Here is an 18,555-nt window from a genome sequence, read left to right on the forward strand (position 1 = left end):
CCCCGCCGCAGCTCAGCGTCGCATCCCCATGAACACCTCCGTCCAGAAACGCTGTTGCTGCCGCGAGGCGCCCACCAGATAGGTCGCCCGCAGCTTCGCCGGAAGCAGGGCGACCAGGCGGGTCACCACCGCCCGGTGCTTCTTCAGCTGGGACAGCTCGGCGTTGGCGAGGATCTGGTGGACGACGTCGCTGTCGTCGGCGCCCTCGTCGCTCGCCTCCGCCGCCCGCCGCAGCCGCGCCTCCCACGCCTGGGCGTCCCGGGCGAGTTCGGCGAGGCCCGTGACCGGGCGGCCCTTGAGACGGTCGATCAGGGCGGTGAGCGGCACCGGCGCGTACTCGCCGTCACCGAGGTAGACCGTCGCCATCTCCAGCGGCAGCCCCCGCCGGTGCAGCTTGATCAGCCGCTCCAGCGTGCGCTTGGTGATCCAGGCCCGGCCCTCGTCGTCGATGTCGTGCTTCCACCACTCCAGCACCGTCTCGGCGTCCGCGCCGTACCGCGCGAGCAGCCACTCGTTGGCCGGGATGTCCTCGGGCTCCACCTGGAGCGAGGCCGTGAACCGCGTCGCCTGCGCGATGTTGTTCCGCGCTACCAGCAGCTTGCGGCCCAGGTGGTACGGCGGGTTCTGGACCGCTATCTGCGCGCGCAGGTTCTCGATCGGCCGTCCCGCCAGCGACCACTCCTGGGTGAGCTCCATCAGCTTGGCGAACGCGGCCTTGTCCTTGGGCCGGTTGTACTCGTCCCAGACGATCGCCTTGGGCTCGGGCCCGGTGAACTTCGCGGCCAGCAGGTTGTCCAGGGTGCCGTCGGCCGAGGGGATCGGCGCGCACAGGTCCTCGACGTTGGTCACGGGCAGCGAGAAGTACAGCGCGTCCCGGCCGAGCCCCTCGCGCAGGGTCTGCCGCACCAGCTCCGTCTTGCCGCACCCCGGCGGACCCTGCAGCAGCACGGTCCAGCGGTTGCGCAGCGCGGCCCGCACCACCTGCCGTACCGGGTCCGGGATCGTCGACGGATTGGGCACGCCCAGCGCCGTGGCGATCCGGTCCAGGATCTCGGCCGTGCGGTTCTGCCCCGGCCTGCCGTCCGGGCCGGGCTCCGCGAGCCGCAGCCGCTCGCCGTCGACCAGCGGCAGACCCCAGCGCAGCGGGAAACCCTCCCGCGCGTTGGCCAGCACATGGTCGAGCGTGCGCGGGGACAGCAGCTCCCGCAGGGCCGGGGACAGCGACGCCCAGAAGGAGAACACCGGACGCAGGTCCCACGGGCGGTACTTGGCCGCCAGATGGCGCCGCCAGGACGTGTCGTTCGCGGTGATCCGCATCGTCACCATGCGGTCCAGCAGCGCCAGGTCGCCGCGCCGCGCCGAGGTCTCCGCCAGCGACTCGTTGTCGGTGAGGAAGACACCGACACAGCCCAGCGCCCGCAGATCGTGCTCGCCCAGCGTCCAGTCGCAGGCGACCTGCATCAGCTGCGACTGGATCGTCTCGCCGGCCTGCAGCGAGTCGTCGATGAGCAGCACGAACGGCCTGCCCGGCTTCAGCTGGCTCATCACCAGCTGGCGCAGCACCAGTTCACCGGTGTGCGGATCGCGCACCGGCGCGTTGACGAGCAGGTCGTCCGGCGTCAGGTTCGCCGCGGGGACGTAGACCAGCGCCGTGTCCGGGTGCGCGCGAGCGATGTGCGAGAAGAACGTCGACGTCTTGCCGATGCCGTGCTCGCCGAAGATCTGTCCCGTCTGGCCCATGTCGATCATCGCGTCGACGAAGGACTCCAGGCGGGAGAGCGTCTGCCGCTTCACTTCCGTGGTCATCTACCGTGATCCTGTGGTCACGCGATGGCAGTCCATCGCAGGGGTGTGCCGCTCGGGCCACTCGTCGCCGCCCTCAGTGATCAGCCAGATCCATTTCTCCGGCTCGGCGGGCGTGATCGTCGGCGCGTATCCGTCGGTGAGGACGACCACCGCGTCCGGGGTCTCCTCGAAGCGGCGGCCGTGTATCTCCGTACGGCCCTCCACGTAGTCGGCGACCACCTGGAAGCTGGTGCCGCCTCCGCCGTAGACGCGCTCGCCCGGTACGAAGGGCATCACCACGGCGTCGAAGGACAGCCAGTGGGCGTGCACGCCGTCGATGCGGCCGACGAGTTCGGTGAGCCAGGTGATCACGCGCTGGGGCATCGAGCCCGAGGTGTCGTAGGCGATGACCAGCACCTTGTCCCGGACCGGGCCGCGGCGCGACAGCATCGGGTCCTGGCCGAGCGCGGCGAGCAGGGCGCCGCGCTTCTTCGGGTACAGCAGCCGCTCGCCCTCGCGCAGCCGGGACGCGAGCACGTCGACCAGCCAGCGCTGCCACCAGTCGACGGTCCGGGTGCGGGTGGTCTCGCCGCGCAGGGCGCCCGCGCCCAGGTTGCCCCAGAGCTTGGCCGCGCGGCTGTTGCCGTCCTCGGTGCGGCCCATGAGGTCCAGCAGTTCGGCCTCGGCGCCCGCGTGTCCGCGCCGGGCCGCCAGCAGGGAGTTGAGCAGCGCGGAGCCGGCGACCAGGTCGACGGTCTCCTGGTCGGCGGGGACCGCGCCGTCCACCAGGTGCAGACACAGGCGCCGTTCGGGCACGGGTGGGCGGTGCATGCGCTTGAGTTCGCCGTAGACGCGCATGTCGGTCTCCACGAACCGGTCGTACTCCAGCGGCTCCAGGTCGTGGGCCGTCAGGTCCGCGCGGTACCGCTCGTACACCTCGCGCGGGTCGACTCCCGTAGGCCGGCCGTCCAGCAGGGGCAGTTCCCGCCGGTCGAGCCGGGCCAGGGCGACATGGTTGATGGACACCTCGCAGGCCAGCTCGAAGACCGGGTCGGCACGCAGCTCGGGATCGGCGAACAGGTGCCGGTGCACCAGATGCCGGGCCTCGTGGAAGAGCACGAACTTCACGCCGGGCAGGCCGAGTCCGACGAAGAAGTCCGGGTTGTACAGCAGCAGGCACGAGCCGTCGCCGGACGCGACCACGGCCGCCGTGTCCACGGCCGTCGTCGGGATCTGGTGCCGGCATTTCGCGTACAGCCAGGACGCCACGGCCGATTCCGTCAGCCCGAAGTCCAGCAGCGCGGCCTCCTTCAGCCGCCGCGCCTCCTCGATCACCCCGGCGTCCGCCGGGCGGTACCGCTCCAGCGCCCTGCGGTCGGTCAGCTCGACCACGGGGACATGCCGACCCCGCTCTCCGTACGCCATGTGCGGCCCCCCGTGCTGGACTTCCCCCTGGGATCATTGGTACCAGGCCCCACTGACAACGGGCCAAGGCATTACGATCTGGCCCCAAGGGCGGGGTCGTAGCGCAGAGGCAGGCGCACCGGTCTCCAAAACCAGAACACGCCGGTTCGAATCCGGCCGCCCCGCCCCCTTTTCCCGGCCGCCCCGCCCCCCTGTTCCCGGCCGCCCCGCCCCCTGGTCGCCGGTCGGGCGAGCGCCCGGCTCAGGCGATGGCGCCCGCGGTGACGATCAGTTCGGGCGCGGTCCCGTGGAACGTCTCCATCAGCTGCGCCAACACCGCCCACGCCTCCTCCCGGTCGCCCAAGTGCTCCCGGACGAGCGGTCGCAGGGCGTCCCGCGCCTCGGACAGGCGCCGGGGAAAGAGCGCGTGGCCCATCCCCAGCACCTCCAGCACGGTGACGGCGGGGTCGTGGGTTAGCGCGAAGTCGGCCGGTCCCTCCAGGACGCCCGCCTGCCGCAGCCGGTGGGTGAACTTGGCGTGCGAGCCGAAGCCGGCGCGTACGGCGGGCGGGCAGTCGGGGCGGACGGACAGCGCCCAGCGGGCGTAGCCGGGCAGGGGGCGCTCGCGGTCCGCAGCGCCGACCGTCTCCCAGTCCTCGCGGGTGAGGACCATCGACGCGGCCGCGCGGCCCTCGTTCATCGCGGTGACCGCGCGCAGGCAGCCGACGAGGCCTTGGCGGACGTAACTCTGCGGTACCTCCGGCTCCTGGTCCCGCAGCAGCGCGTCCACCCGGACCGGGTCGGTGCGGCCGGGGCCGAACGGCACCCCGCGGACGACGGCCCGGCGCAGGCCCGCGTCCGTCTCCAGGTACCGCCACACCACGGCGTTGAGCGTCGGGTCGTCGTTCTCGAGGATCCACAGGGCGACCGAGACGGGCAGGCGGTTGCCCCAGTTCCAGGCGCGATGCAGCCGTCGTACGGACGCCTCGGGGGCCTCGGGCTCGGGCAGGCCGGTGCGGACCCGGACCCGGGCCGCGGTCTCCTCGTCGACCAGGCCGAGCAGAAATCCGACCGCCTGTTCCGACCTGGTGTTCTCACGCATGGGCTGCATGATGCCGCAGGCCCGCGATCTCGCCCAAGGAAAATACGGCGGGCCCGCTCCACCGGAGCGGGCCCGCCGAAGAGATGCGCGTCAGCCGGCCGCGCGCGCCGCCATCCGCGCCTTGCGCGCGGCGAGCTTCTCGTCGAACTTCGCGGCCTCGGCGTCCAGGCCGCCCATGAACAGACCGAGTTCGTCCTGCGCCTGCTGACCCTCGGGGCCGAGGCCGTCGATCTCCATGATCTTCAGGAAGCGCAGCACCGGCTGGAGCACGTCGTCGTGGTGGATGCGCATGTTGTAGACCTCGCCGATGGCCATCTGCGCGGCGAACCGCTCGAAGCCGGGCATGCCGTGGCCGGGCATCCGGAAGTTCACGACGACGTCCCGCACGGCCTGCATGGTCAGGTCGGGGGCGAGCTCGAACGCGGCCTTCAGCAGGTTCCGGTAGAAGATCATGTGCAGGTTCTCGTCGGCCGCGATCCGGGCCAGCATGCGGTCGCAGACCGGGTCGCCGGACTGGTGGCCGGTGTTGCGGTGCGAGATGCGGGTGGCGAGCTCCTGGAAGGCGACGTAGGCCACCGAGTGGAGCATCGAGTGCCGGTTGTCCGACTCGAAGCCCTCGCTCATGTGGGCCATGCGGAACTGCTCCAGCTTGTCCGGGTCCACCGCGCGCGAGGTCAACAGGTAGTCGCGCATCACGATGCCGTGCCGGCCCTCCTCGGCGGTCCAGCGGTGCACCCAGGTGCCCCAGGCGCCGTCCCGGCCGAACAGGCTGGCGATCTCGTGGTGGTAGCTGGGGAGGTTGTCCTCGGTCAGCAGGTTCACCACCAGCGCGATCCGGCCGATCTCGGTGACCTTGGACTGCTCCTTGTCCCAGGCCTCGCCGTCCTCGAAGAAGCCGGGGAAGTTACGGCCGTCGGCCCAGGGCACGTACTCGTGCGGCATCCAGTCCTTGGCCACCTTCATGTGGCGGTTCAGTTCCTTCTCGACCACTTCCTCGAGCGCGTAGAGCAGCCGGGCGTCGGTCCAGGCCGAGGAGGGGCTGCCGAGGTGCGGGGAAGTGATCGTCACGGGAACTCCAGGGGACGTAACACGAGCGGGAGCGGACCGCCGGGCGGTCGGTGGAACCTACGGGATCGTAGGCTACGAATCCGTAGGTTACGAAGCCGTAGGTTAAGAGTGCTGTAAAGATCGCTGCTCAGGCCGGGTTCCCAAGGACGTCGAGGGCATGCCGAAGGGCCCCGGGAAGCGCAGGTCCCGGGGCTGGGAGGGTGAGGGTGTCACCCGGTCAGGCGTACAGCTCCCGCACGCGCACCGAGAGACATGTCACACATCCTTCGAGCTTCTCGAACTCGCTGATGTCGACCACGACCGGATCATGGCCGAGGTCGGCGAGGAGTTCCGCCGTCTTCGGCGCGCTCGCGGAGATCAGCAGCTTGTGGCCGCCGAGCAGGACGACATGGCCGCCGGCCTCCTCGGGCACCGACAGGAAGCGCGGGAACAGCGCCGGCCGGTCGACCTTCGGGATGTGTCCGATCACCGTGCCGTCGGGCAGCGCGGTGACCGCGGACTTCAGGTGCAGCACCTTGCTCACCGGTACGGCGACGACCCGCGCCCCGAGCGGTTCGAAGGCGGCCCGCACCTGCTGGACCCCGGCCGCGTTGGTGCGCCCGCCGCGGCCGACGTAGATCGTGTCACCGACCTTCAGCACGTCGCCGCCGTCGAGGGTGCCCGGCTCCCAGATCCAGTTGACCGAGCAGCCGAGCGAGGCGACGGCCTCCTCGACGCCGATGGTCTCGGCGCGGCGGGCCTCGGCGCCGGGGCGGGTGATCAGCGCGACGTTCTTGTACATGACGACGGTGTCCTCGACGAACACCGAGTCGGGGCAGTCGTCCGCCGGCTCCACCTCGACGGTCTCCCAGCCGTGCGTGCGCAGGGCCTCGACGTAGGCCTCCCACTGCTCCTTCGCGAGGTCGACGTCGACCTTCTCCCGCTCGATGTGGGTCACCAGACCCTCGGCGAGGCGCGGGCTGGGGCGGCGGACGAGGGCCTTCTTGCTGGGCACGGGGTTCTCCGAATCGGCGGCAGGTTCCGGCGCCGTCGTCCGGCACCGACTGGACATCATGCAGGCCGGGTCGGCCGGGACAAAACCCTCGTCACCAGGCTGTGGCCCTCCTGAGACGGTCCGCGGTGGAGGTTCCCGGGACGTCGCGGAGACCCCGCGACGTCCCGGTGAAGATCACCTCCCCACCACCGACCCGAGAGCCTCGGGCGTGGTCTCCGTCAGCTCGCCGTCCAGCAGCAGCCACCGGGTGATGCCGATCGACTCCAGGAACGGCAGGTCGTGGCTGGCCACGATCAGCGCCCCCTCGTACGACTCCAGGGCCGTGGTGAGCTGTCGTACGCTCGCCATGTCCAGGTTGTTCGTCGGCTCGTCCAGCATCAGCAGCTGCGGTGCGGGCTCGGCCAGCATCAGCGCCGCCAGCGCCGCCCGGAAGCGCTCGCCGCCGGAGAGCGTCGCCGCCTTCTGGTCGGCACGGGCGCCCCGGAACAGGAAGCGCGCGAGCCGCGCCCGGACCCGGTTGTTGGTGGCGCCGGGCGCGAACCGGGCCACGTTCTCGGCGACGGTCAGCTCGTCGTCGAGCACATCGAGCCGCTGCGGCAGGAACCGCATCGGCACCTGTGTCCGCGCCTCGCCCGACACCGGCGAAAGCTCCCCGGCGATCGTGCGCAGCAGCGTGGTCTTGCCCGAGCCGTTGCGCCCGATCAGCGCGATCCGCTCCGGCCCGCGCAGATCGAGACCACCCACCCGCGCGCCGTACGCCAGCTCCAGATCCATGAGGGTGAGGACCTCACGGCCCGGCGGTACGGCCGTGTGGGGCAGGTCGACGCGGATCAGGTCGTCGTCCCGTACCGCCTCCACCGCCTCGTCGAGCCGCTCCTTGGCCTCGGCGAGCTTCTCCTCGTGCATGATCCGGTGCTTGCCCGCGGACTCCTGCGCCGCCCGCTTGCGTGCCCCCATGACGATCTTGGGCTCGCGCTTCTGATCCCACATCTTCTGGCCGTACCGCTTGCGGCGGGCCAACTTGACCTGGGCGTCGGTCAGTTCGCGCTTCTGCTTCTTCAGGTCGGCCTCGGCGACCCGCACCATGCGCTCGGCCGCCTCCTGCTCGACGGCGAGCGCCTTCTCGTACGCCGAGAAGTTGCCGCCGTAGAAGGTGATCTCCCCGGAGCGCAGATCCGCGATCTGGTCGACGAGGTCGAGGAGTTCACGGTCGTGGCTGACCACGACCAGGACCCCCGGCCAGGAAGACACGGCCGCGTACAGCCGTCGGCGCGCGTACAGGTCGAGGTTGTTGGTGGGCTCGTCCAGCAGCAGCACGTCGGGCCGGCGCAGCAGCAGCGCGGCCAGCCGCAGCAGCACCGACTCGCCGCCCGACACCTCGCCGACCGTGCGGTCCAACTGGATGTGTCCGAGGCCGAGTTCGCCGAGGGTGGCGAGCGCCCGCTCCTCCACGTCCCAGTCGTCGCCGACCGTCTCGAAGTGCTCCTCGGCCACGTCACCCGCCTCGATGGCGTGCAGCGCGGCCCGCTGAGCGGCGATGCCGAGCGCCTCGTCGACGCGCAACCGGGTGTCGAGCGTGACGTTCTGCGGGAGGTAACCGACCTCGCCGGCCACCCGGACGGTGCCGTCGGCCGGGCGCAGCTCCCCGGCGACGAGCTTCAACAGGGTCGACTTTCCCGACCCGTTGACCCCGACGAGCCCGGTGCGGCCGGGGCCGAAGGCGGTGTCGAGCCCCTCGAAGACGGGGGTGCCGTCGGGCCAGGTGCAGGCGAGGGACGTGAGGGTGATGGAACTGGACATGCGGGCCTCCGCGGTTGCTCGAAGCGATCAAGGGCAAACGCGTATCGAGACACCGGCGACCCACGGGGGAGGCCTCACGGGGGCATGAGAAAAGCCCTGCACCGGAGGACGGCTCGAACGCCGAGGTCGCACGCTGCGCACACACCTCTGGGGCGTGATGACGCGGTGTCTCAGGACCTCAGACGAGCAACGTCCTTCTCCAATCGGCGGCAACAGGGACGCTTTACACCGTACGAGGGGGCCGGGAGGGTGTCAACGGAATTGATGCGGAACGGCCGCACGGTGCTGTCGGATTCCTGCCAGCGCCCGCCCCGGCCAGGCTGGTTGAGTTGACGGCATGACGAAGGACACCCTCCGCGCCCGCGCTCTCGCCTTCCGCTCCCTGCACGTGCCGGGCACCCCGCTCGTGCTGCCGAACGTCTGGGACGCCTCCAGCGCCCGGATCGTCGCGGACGCCGGTGCCGCCGCCGTGGCCACCACCAGCGCGGGGCTCGCCTGGGACCTCGGCGCCGCGGACGGCGACCGGCTGGACCGGGACCGCGCGCTGGAGGCGGTCGCGGGCATCGCGGCGGCCGTGGACCTGCCGGTGACCGCGGACATCGAGAGCGGCTACGCCGAGGACCCCGCGGGCGTCGGCGAGACGGTCCGGGCGGTGCTCGCGGCCGGCGCGGTGGGGGTGAACATCGAGGACGCCCTGCACGAGGGCGGGGTGCTGCGGGCGGTCTCCGAGCAGGCAGACAGGATCGCCGCCGCCCGTAGGGCCGCGGACGCCGAGGGGGTGCCGCTGTTCGTGAACGCCCGGATCGACACGTTCCTGCGGGGCGCCGGGGGAGTGGAGGAGACGGTGGAGCGGGCCGCCGCCTACCTCGCCGCGGGCGCCGACGGGATCTTCGTCCCCGGGGCCGTCGAACCGGGGACGGTGAAGCCGCTCGTCGATGCGATCGACGCGCCGCTGAACGTCATGGCGGGTCCCGGCGCTCCGACGGTGGCCGAGCTGGCCGCGCTCGGCGTGGCACGCGTCAGCGTCGGCTCGGGCATCGCCCAGGCCGCCCACGCTCTCGTCCGGCGCGCCGCGCGGGAGCTGCTCGGGGCCGGGACGTATGAGTCACTGGCGGACGGGCTCGACTACGGCGAGCTCAACGCGCTGCTCGGGTCGGGCGGCCGCTGACCGGCACCGTCCGTCAGCAGGCGTCCCGCATCAGTTCCGCGAGGTCGTGGTCCAGGTCGAGCTGGAGGTGCTCGAGACCGACCGGCACCAGCTCGCTCGTGGCCGCCAGGAAGCGGCGGACCTCGCCCGTGCGGACGTGCACGACGGCGGTGCCCTCGGGGGCGTGGAACTCCACGACGGTGCGGTCGTAGCCGTAGGGCCGGACGCGTACGTCGCCCTGGCCCACGTTCTCCCGCAGACCGTCCGTGAGCAGTTCACGGCTGAAGGTCCAGCAGACCTCCACCCCCTCCAGGGTGGCCGGGGCCGGGAAGGTCATGCGGACGGCGAACGGGTCGCGCCGGTCGTAGTGCAGCGTGGCGGGAATGCTCTGCATCCGCGGCGCGGCGGCGACGAGACGGGCCTCTACGGGCTGCTCGATGACGTAGGACAACGCCTTGCTCCCTTGCGACGGCTGGACGGGCCCCGGGCTGAGGCGGCCGGGCACTGTAAGAGACGACGGAATCCGCCGATGCGTGCACACCGGAGGCGAGTGACCTCGGTCACCGCGTTTCATGCACAGGAGTGACGCGGTTCGCCTCCCGGTACCCCGCACGCCATATGAGGCGGTCTGGACGACGTGGGACGTGTGGGCTAGCTTCGCCCGCCATGAGGGCCTTGGGGAACACGCGACGCTGGGGACGCACGGTTCGCACGACGGCCGCGGGGGTGGTGTGCGCGGCGGCGCTGGCCGCGGGGACGGCCGTACCGGCCGGGGCGCACGAGGCCGGGCGGCCCGAGGTGTCCGACCGCGCGCACTGGGAGCTGAAGGACACGGGCACCCCGACGGTCCGCTACCGCGGTCTCGCCGCCGTCAGCCGGGACACCGCCTGGGTGGCCGGCAGCGCGGGGACGGTCCTGCGCACGACGGACGGCGGGGCGAGCTGGCGCAACGTCTCGCCGCCGGGGGCCGGGGAGTTGCAGTTCCGGGACGTCGAGGCGTTCGACGCGCGCCGGGCCGTGGTGCTCGCCATCGGCGAGGGGGAGGCGTCGCGGGTGTACCGCACCGAGGACGGCGGCGCGACCTGGACCGAGGCCTTCCGCAACACCGACCCGCGCGCCTTCTACGACTGCATGGCGTTCTTCGACCGCCGGCACGGGCTCGCGATGAGCGACCCGGTGGACGGGAGGTTCCGGATCCTGTCCACGGCCGACGGCGGCCGTTCCTGGACGGTCCTGCCCGACGCCGGGATGCCCGCGGCGCAGGACGGCGAGGCCGGGTTCGCGGCCAGTGGGCAGTGCCTGGTGACGGCCGGGCCGAAGGACGTCTGGCTGGCCACCGGCGGGGCGGCACGCGCGCGTGTCCTGCACTCCGCCGACCGCGGGCGCACCTGGACGGCCGCCGACACCCCGATCCCGGCCGGCGACCCCGCGCGGGGCGTCTTCGCCCTCGCCTTCCGCGACCGCGTCCACGGACTCGCCGTAGGCGGCGACTACCGCCCCGACCAGACCTCCCCGCGCGCGGCGGCCCGCACCACCGACGGCGGCGCCGGCTGGCAGCCCGCCACGACACCCGTGAGCGCCTACCGCTCCGGCGTGACCTGGCTCCCGCACAGCCGCACCGCCGCCCTCGCGGTCGGCCCCACCGGAACCGACCTGACCACCGACGGCGGCCGCACCTGGCGGACCGTCGACACCGGTTCGTACGACACCGTCGACTGCACGCCCGACCGGGGCTGCTGGGCGGCGGGCGAGAAGGGACGCGTGGCCCGCCTGGAGCGCTGATCCGGAATGTGGGTACTCGGCCGCTGACCGTGCGACGACGCTGACAGCGGAAGGAGTGGGTTCCCATGCCGGCCGGTTCGAGTCCCAAGCGGGAACGGCAGTACGAGCACATCAAGAAGAGCGCGCAGGAGCGGGGCGAGAGCACCGGGCGGGCCGAGGAGATCGCGGCCCGCACCGTGAACAAGGAGCGCGCCCGCTCCGGCGAGTCCAAGACCGCCAGCCGCACCTCGACACAGGACATGTCGTCCGGCAAGCGGGGCGGACAGCGGTCCGGGAAGGGCTCCCAGGGTCCGACCTACGACCAGCTCTACGAGGAGGCCAAGCGCCGCAACATCCAGGGCCGTTCGGACATGAACAAGAGCCAGCTCAAGCGCGCCCTGGGGGACAAGGGCTGACCCCTGGACCCGTACGCTCGTCCGCATCATGACGACCGTACGCATCCCCGCGGGCTGGCCCGCGACCGAGGAAGACGCCCGCGCCGTCCAGGACGACCTGCGCACCCGCGTGGTGCTCGACGAGCCGGGGCCACCGCCCGGGACCGGGCGGGTGACCGGGGTCGACGTGGCATACGACGACGAGCTGGACGTCGTCGCCGCGGCGGCCGTCGTCCTGGACGCGTCCACCCTCGACGTCGTCGCGGAGGCGACGGCCGTCGGCCGCATCTCCTTCCCGTATGTCCCCGGCCTGCTCGCCTTCCGTGAGATCCCCACGGTCCTGGCCGCCCTCGAAGCGCTCCCGTGCGAACCGGGCCTGGTGGTCTGCGACGGCTACGGCCTCGCCCACCCCCGCCGCTTCGGCCTGGCCAGCCACCTGGGCGTCCTCACGGGCCTTGCGACCATCGGCGTGGCCAAGAACCCCTTCACCTTCGCCTACGACGACCCCGGCGCGGCCAGAGGATCCTCGTCCCCGCTGCTCTCCGGCACCGAGGAGGTCGGCCGGGCCCTGCGCACCCGGGAGGCCGTCAAACCGGTCTTCGTCTCCGTCGGCCACCGGGTGAGCCTCGACAACGCCTGCGCCCACACCCTGACCCTCACCCCGGCCTACCGCCTCCCGGAGACGACCCGCAGGGCGGACGCCCTGTGCCGCCACGCCCTGCGGGCCGCTGTCGCGCCGAACGAGGAACTCGCGGCACGCGCGCGTGCGGACCGTCATCAGTCCTGGGGCCGCGCCCTGTTCGAGCGGCAGCGCGACCCGGTCGCCTGGGCGGGCCGCGTGCTCGAAGCCGCCGTCGCGGACGGGCGGCGGGCGCCGGAGATCGTCGTGGCGCTGGACCTCGCGGGCGACCCGGACCAGTGGCACCGGGGCCGTGAGGTGTTCGAGCTGCTGCGGGGCGCCGGTGCGGCCGAGGGGCTCGCGGCGCAGGAGCACCTGGTGCTCAGGCTCGGGGAGCTGGTCGGCAAGCTCGCCCACAACGCGGCGGGCCCGCCGCCCTTCTTCGACCATCACGCGGGCTGGGAGATCGGCCCCCTCGCGTGCCGCATCGCGGCCGAGGAGCCGGCGCTCCGGGACCACCTCGAAGCCGCGCTCGGGGGCTGGGCCCCGTCTGAGTACGTCGACTGAGTACCCGTACGGATGTCCGCGCCCGGCCCGCCCGGCAGGCTCGGGCGCATGACGTCCCACCGGTCCCCGAAGCCCCTCGCCGACCCGAACCGTCCCGTCGAGCGTGCCGTGACGGCGGCGCTCGTGCTCGCCCTGCTCGCGGGGCTCGCCTGGATCGGAGGGATGATCTACACGGTCGCTCAGTGGCCGTTTTAGGCGTACGGCGGCCGTGCTGCCCTGTGGCCGTTGTGGGCGTATAGCGGCCGTGGTGCCCAGGGGGCCGCTGTAGGCATGCGGCGGCCGTGCTGCCCAGGGCTGCTGCAGTCGTACAGCGGCCGTGCTGCCCAGGGCTGCTGCAGTCGTACAGCGGCCGTGCTGCCCAGGGCTGCTGCAGTCGCACAGCGGCCGTGCTGCCCAGGGCTGCTGCAGTCGCACAGCGGCCGTGCTGCCCAGGGCTGCTGCAGTCGCACAGCGGCCGTGCTACCCAGTGGCCGCCGCAGGCGTGCAGCGGCCGTGCTGGGAGCCCTCTAGCGGCTCGCCGCCACCCGGAACACGATTCCCGCCCGCCGCAGGCGTTCGATCAGCGCGTCGCCCATCGCCACCGCCGTGGTGACCTGGCCGGACGTCGGCGGGAGATCGTCGAACGCCAGGCAGAGGGCCGACTCGGCGAGCATCTTCGCCGTCTCGTCGTAGCCGGGGTCACCGCCCGAGACCTCGGTGAAGACCCGGCGGCCGCCGCCCTGGCCGACGAAGCGGACCGAGAACCAGCTCCGCGCGCGCTTCTCCGGGCTGGGTCCCTCGCCCGGCTTGAGCCGGTCCGACAGCCAGCGGCGGGCGGGCGGCAGTTGGGCGGCGGCGGCGAGACCGCCCACGCCGACCAGGCCGGCCACGGCGACGGGCAGATGCCGTACCGCCGCGTAGTGCCGGTAGCGGAAGTCCGGGCCGTAGCGGTCCAGGGCCTTCGCGGAGCGGCGCACGATCTGCGGGTCGATGGTCGGCAGCGGCACCGCCCACGCGCCCACCTCCCCGGCGAACCGGGGCGCGCCCGTCGGGGCCAGGGCCCGGCGTCCCACCAGCCGCGGCTCGTGCCGGTGGCGTTCCCGCGCGGCGGCCAGCATCTGGCGTCCGCGTGCCATCTGGCCCAGCGCCGAGGCGAAGGTCCCGCCGGAGAACATGGCACCGGCCGTCACGAAGCCGTCGACCGTCAGCGGCACGCCCTCGGGCAGCTGCCGGACCGTGAAGTACGCGCCCAGGTCGTGCGGGACGGAGTCGAACCCGGCCGCGTGCACGAGCCGGGCGCCGGTCTCCCGCGCGCGGGCGTCATGACGCACGTACATCAGGTCCACGAACTCAGGCTCGCCGCTGAGGTCGAGATAGTCCGTCCCGTTGTCCGCGCAGGCCGCGACCAGATCCTCGCCGTACCGCACATAGGGCCCCACCGTCGTGGCCACCACGCGCGCGTGCCGGGCGAGTTCACGCACGGAGTCGGGGTCCGCCACGTCCGCGCGCAGCACCCCGACGCCCTCGCCGCCCGGCAGTGACTCGCGCAGCCGCCTCAGTTTCGCCTCGTCGCGGCCCGCGATCGCCCAGCGCAGCCCCTCCGGCGCGTTGGCCGCCAGGTACTCCGCCGTGAGCGCCCCGGCGAAGCCGGTCGCCCCGAAGAGCACGATGTCGTACGGACGGTCCGTCCTGTTCAGCCTGCTCATGACACCTCTCGGTCCCGTACCTCGCGCCGTTGTCGGTGGCCGAGGCTAGCGTGAGGGATGCGGAGCCCGACGACGAGCCCGGGAGGCAGCGCATGGCCGTGGACCGGAACGCCCTGAAGAAGTGGGAGAAAGTACGCCAGTTCGCCCTGGGCATGCCCGGCGCGACCGAAGAGTTCCCGTGGGGTGAGACCGTCGCCAAGGTCAACAAGAAGGTGTTCGTCTTCCTCGGCGTCGACGACGGCAGCTATCCGCTGGGCGTCACCGTGAAGCTCAAGGACGAGGCCGCCCACGCCCACGCGCTGACCTGCCCCGGCGCCGAGCCCGCCGGATACGGCCTGGGCAAGGCGGGCTGGGTCAGCGTCCCGCTGGAGCACAAGGGCGCCCCGGCGGCGGAGCTGCTGTGCGACTGGGTGGAGGAGAGCTACCGCACGATCGCGCCGAAGCGGCTCGTCGCGGAACTCGACACCGAGTGAAGCGCGGAACTCGACACGGAGTGAAGCGCGGAACTCGACACGGAGTGAAGCGCGGTACTCGACACGGAGTGAAGCGCGGTGTAATTGACTAAGCGCTCGCTCTGCTCTTGTGCTCGGTCGGACAAATTCCTAACATCACTGGTGTTACAGCAGTAGTGTCACACCTACCCTGGGGACCGGATGGCAAAGACGCCAGGACACGGCCCGCTCACCGGCGTACGCGTGGTGGAGCTGGCCGGAATCGGGCCCGGCCCGTTCGCCGCGATGCTCCTCGCCGACCTCGGCGCCGACGTGGTCCGCGTGGACCGGCCCGGCGGCCCCGGCCTCGCGATCGATCCCGCGTACGACGTGACCAACCGCAACAAGCGCTCGGTGATCGTCGACCTGAAGGCACCCGACGGACCCGCGCGCGTGCTCGATCTCGCCGCCCGCGCGGACCTCCTGATCGAGGGCTACCGCCCCGGAGTGGCCGAGCGTCTCGGCGTCGGCCCGGAGGACTGCCGGGCGCGCAACCCCCGGCTCGTCTACGGCCGGATGACCGGCTGGGGCCAGGACGGCCCGCTCGCCCCGCGCGCGGGCCACGACATCGCGTACATCGCGCTCACCGGCACCCTCGGCATGATCGGCGTCCCCGGCACGCCCCCGCCCGCCCCGGCCAACCTGCTCGGCGACTACGCGGGCGGCTCCCTCTACCTCGTCGTCGGCCTGCTCGCCGCCCTGCATCACGCGCGCGCGACCGGCACCGGCCAGGTCGTGGACGCCGCCATCGTCGACGGCGCCTCCCACCTCTCCGCGATGATCCACGGCATGGTCGCCGCCGGCGGCTGGCAGGACCGCCGCGGCGCCAACCTCCTCGACGGCGGCTGCCCGTACTACGGCACCTACGAGACCGCGGACGGCAAGTACATGGCGGTCGGCGCGCTGGAACCGCAGTTCTACGACCGGTTCCTGGACCTGCTCGGCGTCGAGGGCCACGCGGACGCCCGCAAGGACTGGGCCCGCTGGGGCGAGCTGCGCGAGGCCGTCACCGCACGCTTCAAGTCCCGTACGAGAGACGAGTGGACGGCGGTGTTCGAGGGCTCCGACGCCTGCGTCGCCCCCGTCCTCACGCTCCGCGAGGCCCCGCACCACCCGCACCTGGCCGCCCGTGGCACCTTCACCGACCACGGCGGCATCACCCAGCCCGCCCCGGCGCCCCGCTTCTCCGCGACCCCCACCGCCGTCCGCTCCGGGCCCGCGCGGCCCGGCGCCGACACCGAGGACGTGGCGCGCGACTGGGACGTACCCGATCTGATGAAGGGCCCCGAATGAAGCGGCGGATCTACTCCGACGAGCACGAAGCGTTCCGTGAGACCGTGCGCGGCTTCCTCGCCAGGGAGGTGCTGCCGCACTACGAGCAGTGGGAGAAGGACGGCGTCGTCTCCCGCGACGCCTGGCGCGCGGCCGGGAAGCAGGGCCTGCTCGGGCTCGCCGTGCCCGAGGAGTACGGGGGCGGCGGCACCGCGGACTTCCGCTACAGCGCCGTCATGGCCGAGGAGTTCACCCGTGCGGGGACGCCGGGGCTCGCCCTCGGACTGCACAACGACATCATCGGGCCTTATCTGACCTCTCTCGCCACCGAGGAGCAGAAGCGCCGCTGGCTGCCCGGCTTCTGCGACGGCTCGCTGATCACGGCCATCGCCATGACCGAGCCGGGCGCGGGCTCCGACCTCCAGGGCATCACGACGCGCGCCGAGGACCGGGGCGACCACTGGCTGCTGAACGGCTCCAAGACGTTCATCTCCAACGGCATCCTCGCCGACCTGGTGATCGTGGTGGCGAAGACGACCCCGGAGGGCGGCGCGCACGGCCTGTCCCTGCTCGTGGTCGAGCGAGGCACGGAGGGCTTTCAGCGCGGCCGGAACCTCGACAAGATCGGCCAGAAGGCGCAGGACACGGCCGAGTTGTTCTTCCAGGACGTCCGGGTGCCCAAGGAGAACCTCCTGGGTGAGCTGAACGGCGCCTTCGTCCACCTGATGACGAACCTCGCCCAGGAGCGGCTCAGCATCGCGATCGCCGCCATCGCGGGCGCGGAGCACCTGCTGGAGATCACCACGCGGTACGTCAAGGAGCGCGAGGCCTTCGGCCGGCCGCTCGCGACCAAGCAGCACATCCGGTTCGAGATAGCCGAGATGGCCACGGAGTGCGCGGTCACCCGCACGTTCCTCGACCGGTGCGTCGAGGAGCACTCGGCCGGGGGGCTCGACGCCGTCCACGCCTCCATGGCCAAGTGGTGGGCGACCGAGCTGCAGAAGCGGGTCGCCGACCGCTGTCTGCAACTGCACGGCGGCTACGGCTACATGAGCGAGTATCCCGTCGCCCGGGCGTTCACGGACGGACGCATCCAGACCATCTACGGCGGTACGACCGAGATCATGAAGGAGATCATCGGCCGTTCCCTGCTCGGCTGACAGCCCTCCCGCTCGGCCGAAGCCTCCTGCCGGGCCGACCCTCACCGAAAGGCTTCCCTGTGAGCACCGAAGCGTACGTGTACGACGCGATCCGCACCCCGCGCGGCCGCGGCAAGGCGAACGGCGCCCTGCACGGCACCAAGCCCATCGACCTGGTCGTCGGACTCATCCACGAGATCCGCGCCCGCTTCCCCGGCCTCGACCCGGCCGCCGTCGACGACATCGTGCTGGGCGTCGTCGGCCCGGTCGGCGACCAGGGCTCCGACATCGCCCGGATCGCCGCGGTCGCCGCCGGACTTCCGGACACCGTGGCCGGCGTACAGGAGAACCGCTTCTGCGCGTCCGGTCTCGAGGCCGTCAACATGGCCGCCGCCAAGGTCCGTTCCGGCTGGGAGGACCTGGTCCTCGCGGGCGGTGTGGAGTCCATGTCCCGGGTGCCGATGGCCTCCGACGGAGGCGCCTGGTTCAACGACCCGATGACCAACCTCTCCGTCAACTTCGTGCCCCAGGGCATCGGCGCCGACCTGATCGCCACGATCGAGGGATTCTCCCGGCGCGACGTCGACGAGTACGCGGCGCTGTCGCAGGAGCGGGCGGCCGCCGCCTGGAAGGAGGGCCGGTTCGAGAAGTCGGTCGTCCCCGTGCGCGACCGCAGCGGCCTGACCGTCCTCGACCACGACGAGCACATGCGCCCCGGCACCACCGCCGACTCCCTCGCCAAGCTGAAGCCGTCCTTCGCGGACATCGGCGACCTGGGCGGCTTCGACGCCGTGGCGCTGCAGAAGTACCACTGGGTGGAGAAGATCGACCACGTCCACCACGCGGGCAACTCCTCCGGCATCGTGGACGGCGCCGCGCTGGTCGCCATCGGCTCCAAGGAGGTCGGCGAGCGCTACGGCCTCACCCCGCGCGCGCGGATCGTCTCCGCCGCCGTCTCCGGCTCCGAGCCCACCATCATGCTCACCGGTCCGGCCCCGGCCACCCGCAAGGCCCTCGCCAAGGCCGGTCTGACCATCGACGACATCGACCTCGTCGAGATCAACGAGGCCTTCGCCGCGGTCGTCCTGCGCTTCGTGAAGGACATGGGCCTGTCGCTGGACAAGGTCAACGTCAACGGCGGCGCCATCGCCCTCGGCCACCCGCTCGGTGCCACCGGCGCGATGATCCTCGGCTCGCTCGTCGACGAACTGGAGCGCCAGGACAAGCGCTACGGCCTCGCCACACTGTGCGTGGGCGGCGGCATGGGCATCGCCACCGTCGTCGAGCGCGTCTGACCACCCCAGCGGCCACACGAGACTTATACGG

Annotated in this window: 16 protein-coding genes, 1 tRNA gene and 1 pseudogene; 10 read left to right on the forward strand and 8 right to left on the reverse strand. The window is 72.2% G+C overall.

Translation table 11 applies throughout. The annotated features are described in order from the left end of the window. Window positions 1–12 precede the first annotated feature (12 nt). The gene (locus tag AC068Z_RS16290) at window positions 13–1,806 is read right to left on the reverse strand and encodes an ATP-binding protein (RefSeq protein WP_478555629.1); all 1,794 of its coding nucleotides are present in this window, start codon (window positions 1,804–1,806) and stop codon (window positions 13–15) included. Next, window positions 1,807–3,210: a DUF2201 family putative metallopeptidase gene (locus AC068Z_RS16295; protein ID WP_478555631.1), complete on the reverse strand. Its 1,404-nt coding sequence runs from the start codon at window positions 3,208–3,210 to the stop codon at window positions 1,807–1,809. It abuts the gene before it with no gap. Window positions 3,211–3,300: 90 nt separating this feature from the next. Here AC068Z_RS16295 and AC068Z_RS16300 point away from each other — a divergent pair. Next, window positions 3,301–3,376: transfer RNA gene (locus AC068Z_RS16300), tRNA-Trp, on the forward strand. A gap of 75 nt (window positions 3,377–3,451) precedes the next feature. On the opposite strand, the gene AC068Z_RS16305 is transcribed toward AC068Z_RS16300, so the two are convergent. The 4 genes from AC068Z_RS16305 to AC068Z_RS16320 form a co-directional block, all read right to left on the reverse strand. Beyond that, window positions 3,452–4,291, reverse strand: a complete 840-nt coding sequence (locus AC068Z_RS16305) for a hypothetical protein (protein ID WP_478555633.1) — start codon at window positions 4,289–4,291, stop codon at window positions 3,452–3,454. A gap of 90 nt (window positions 4,292–4,381) precedes the next feature. Beyond that, window positions 4,382–5,359, reverse strand: a complete 978-nt coding sequence (locus AC068Z_RS16310) for an acyl-ACP desaturase (RefSeq protein WP_478555635.1) — start codon at window positions 5,357–5,359, stop codon at window positions 4,382–4,384. Window positions 5,360–5,576: 217 nt separating this feature from the next. After that, entirely contained in the window at window positions 5,577–6,353 is a 777-nt protein-coding gene (ddaH, locus tag AC068Z_RS16315) for a dimethylargininase (protein ID WP_478555637.1), read from the reverse strand. Window positions 6,354–6,527: 174 nt separating this feature from the next. Then, window positions 6,528–8,153 (reverse strand): ABC-F family ATP-binding cassette domain-containing protein, encoded by a 1,626-nt coding sequence (locus AC068Z_RS16320; protein WP_478555639.1) that lies wholly within the window; start codon window positions 8,151–8,153, stop codon window positions 6,528–6,530. 337 nt (window positions 8,154–8,490) lie between these two features. On the opposite strand from AC068Z_RS16320, the gene AC068Z_RS16325 reads away from it, so the two are divergent. Beyond that, complete coding sequence (locus AC068Z_RS16325; RefSeq protein WP_478555641.1) at window positions 8,491–9,321, forward strand: isocitrate lyase/PEP mutase family protein; 831 nt, start codon at window positions 8,491–8,493, stop codon at window positions 9,319–9,321. A 13-nt stretch (window positions 9,322–9,334) separates the two neighbouring features. Here AC068Z_RS16325 and ssgD read toward each other — a convergent pair whose 3' ends face one another. After that, window positions 9,335–9,751 (reverse strand): spore wall synthesis regulator SsgD, encoded by a 417-nt coding sequence (ssgD, locus tag AC068Z_RS16330; protein ID WP_478555643.1) that lies wholly within the window; start codon window positions 9,749–9,751, stop codon window positions 9,335–9,337. 215 nt (window positions 9,752–9,966) lie between these two features. Here ssgD and AC068Z_RS16335 point away from each other — a divergent pair, with 215 nt between their 5' ends. From AC068Z_RS16335 to mmpA, 4 genes and pseudogenes are all read left to right on the forward strand, one after another. Next, window positions 9,967–11,082: a WD40/YVTN/BNR-like repeat-containing protein gene (locus tag AC068Z_RS16335; protein WP_478555645.1), complete on the forward strand. Its 1,116-nt coding sequence runs from the start codon at window positions 9,967–9,969 to the stop codon at window positions 11,080–11,082. Window positions 11,083–11,147: 65 nt separating this feature from the next. After that, complete coding sequence (locus tag AC068Z_RS16340) at window positions 11,148–11,477, forward strand: plasmid stabilization protein (protein WP_478555647.1); 330 nt, start codon at window positions 11,148–11,150, stop codon at window positions 11,475–11,477. A 28-nt stretch (window positions 11,478–11,505) separates the two neighbouring features. Continuing rightward, window positions 11,506–12,186 (forward strand): annotated as a pseudogene (locus AC068Z_RS16345) (endonuclease V); the annotation flags it as partial. 504 nt (window positions 12,187–12,690) lie between these two features. Further along, the gene (mmpA, locus tag AC068Z_RS16350; RefSeq protein ID WP_478555649.1) at window positions 12,691–12,837 is read left to right on the forward strand and encodes a morphogenic membrane protein MmpA; all 147 of its coding nucleotides are present in this window, start codon (window positions 12,691–12,693) and stop codon (window positions 12,835–12,837) included. Window positions 12,838–13,148: 311 nt separating this feature from the next. Here the strand turns inward: mmpA and AC068Z_RS16355 are convergent, their stop codons facing one another. Continuing rightward, window positions 13,149–14,327, reverse strand: a complete 1,179-nt coding sequence (locus AC068Z_RS16355) for a saccharopine dehydrogenase family protein (protein WP_478555651.1) — start codon at window positions 14,325–14,327, stop codon at window positions 13,149–13,151. 92 nt (window positions 14,328–14,419) lie between these two features. On the opposite strand from AC068Z_RS16355, the gene AC068Z_RS16360 reads away from it, so the two are divergent. From AC068Z_RS16360 to AC068Z_RS16375, 4 genes are all read left to right on the forward strand, one after another. Then, on the forward strand, window positions 14,420–14,800 hold the full coding sequence (locus tag AC068Z_RS16360) for an MmcQ/YjbR family DNA-binding protein (RefSeq protein ID WP_478555653.1): 381 nt from the start codon (window positions 14,420–14,422) through the stop codon (window positions 14,798–14,800). Window positions 14,801–14,980: 180 nt separating this feature from the next. Next, complete coding sequence (locus AC068Z_RS16365; protein WP_478555655.1) at window positions 14,981–16,111, forward strand: CaiB/BaiF CoA transferase family protein; 1,131 nt, start codon at window positions 14,981–14,983, stop codon at window positions 16,109–16,111. Continuing rightward, window positions 16,108–17,250: an acyl-CoA dehydrogenase family protein gene (locus tag AC068Z_RS16370; RefSeq protein WP_478555657.1), complete on the forward strand. Its 1,143-nt coding sequence runs from the start codon at window positions 16,108–16,110 to the stop codon at window positions 17,248–17,250. The genes AC068Z_RS16365 and AC068Z_RS16370 overlap by 4 nt, the downstream gene beginning before the upstream one ends. 59 nt (window positions 17,251–17,309) lie before the next feature. Then, the gene (locus AC068Z_RS16375; protein ID WP_478555659.1) at window positions 17,310–18,524 is read left to right on the forward strand and encodes an acetyl-CoA C-acetyltransferase; all 1,215 of its coding nucleotides are present in this window, start codon (window positions 17,310–17,312) and stop codon (window positions 18,522–18,524) included. Window positions 18,525–18,555 lie beyond the last annotated feature (31 nt).

The organism is Streptomyces sp. NPDC043726, from assembly GCF_056436565.1.

Excerpts from the sequence above, each read along its gene's own strand:
- AC068Z_RS16290 (WP_478555629.1), bottom strand. The coding sequence starts at position 1,806 with ATGACCACGGAAGTGAAGCGGCAGACGCTCTCCCGCCTGGAGTCCTTC.
- AC068Z_RS16295 (WP_478555631.1), bottom strand. The coding sequence starts at position 3,210 with ATGGCGTACGGAGAGCGGGGTCGGCATGTCCCCGTGGTCGAGCTGACC.
- AC068Z_RS16305 (WP_478555633.1), bottom strand. The coding sequence starts at position 4,291 with ATGCGTGAGAACACCAGGTCGGAACAGGCGGTCGGATTTCTGCTCGGC.
- AC068Z_RS16320 (WP_478555639.1), bottom strand. The coding sequence starts at position 8,153 with ATGTCCAGTTCCATCACCCTCACGTCCCTCGCCTGCACCTGGCCCGAC.
- AC068Z_RS16325 (WP_478555641.1), top strand. The coding sequence starts at position 8,491 with ATGACGAAGGACACCCTCCGCGCCCGCGCTCTCGCCTTCCGCTCCCTG.
- AC068Z_RS16335 (WP_478555645.1), top strand. The coding sequence starts at position 9,967 with ATGAGGGCCTTGGGGAACACGCGACGCTGGGGACGCACGGTTCGCACG.
- AC068Z_RS16340 (WP_478555647.1), top strand. The coding sequence starts at position 11,148 with ATGCCGGCCGGTTCGAGTCCCAAGCGGGAACGGCAGTACGAGCACATC.
- mmpA (WP_478555649.1), top strand. The coding sequence starts at position 12,691 with ATGACGTCCCACCGGTCCCCGAAGCCCCTCGCCGACCCGAACCGTCCC.
- AC068Z_RS16355 (WP_478555651.1), bottom strand. The coding sequence starts at position 14,327 with ATGAGCAGGCTGAACAGGACGGACCGTCCGTACGACATCGTGCTCTTC.
- AC068Z_RS16360 (WP_478555653.1), top strand. The coding sequence starts at position 14,420 with ATGGCCGTGGACCGGAACGCCCTGAAGAAGTGGGAGAAAGTACGCCAG.
- AC068Z_RS16365 (WP_478555655.1), top strand. The coding sequence starts at position 14,981 with ATGGCAAAGACGCCAGGACACGGCCCGCTCACCGGCGTACGCGTGGTG.
- AC068Z_RS16370 (WP_478555657.1), top strand. The coding sequence starts at position 16,108 with ATGAAGCGGCGGATCTACTCCGACGAGCACGAAGCGTTCCGTGAGACC.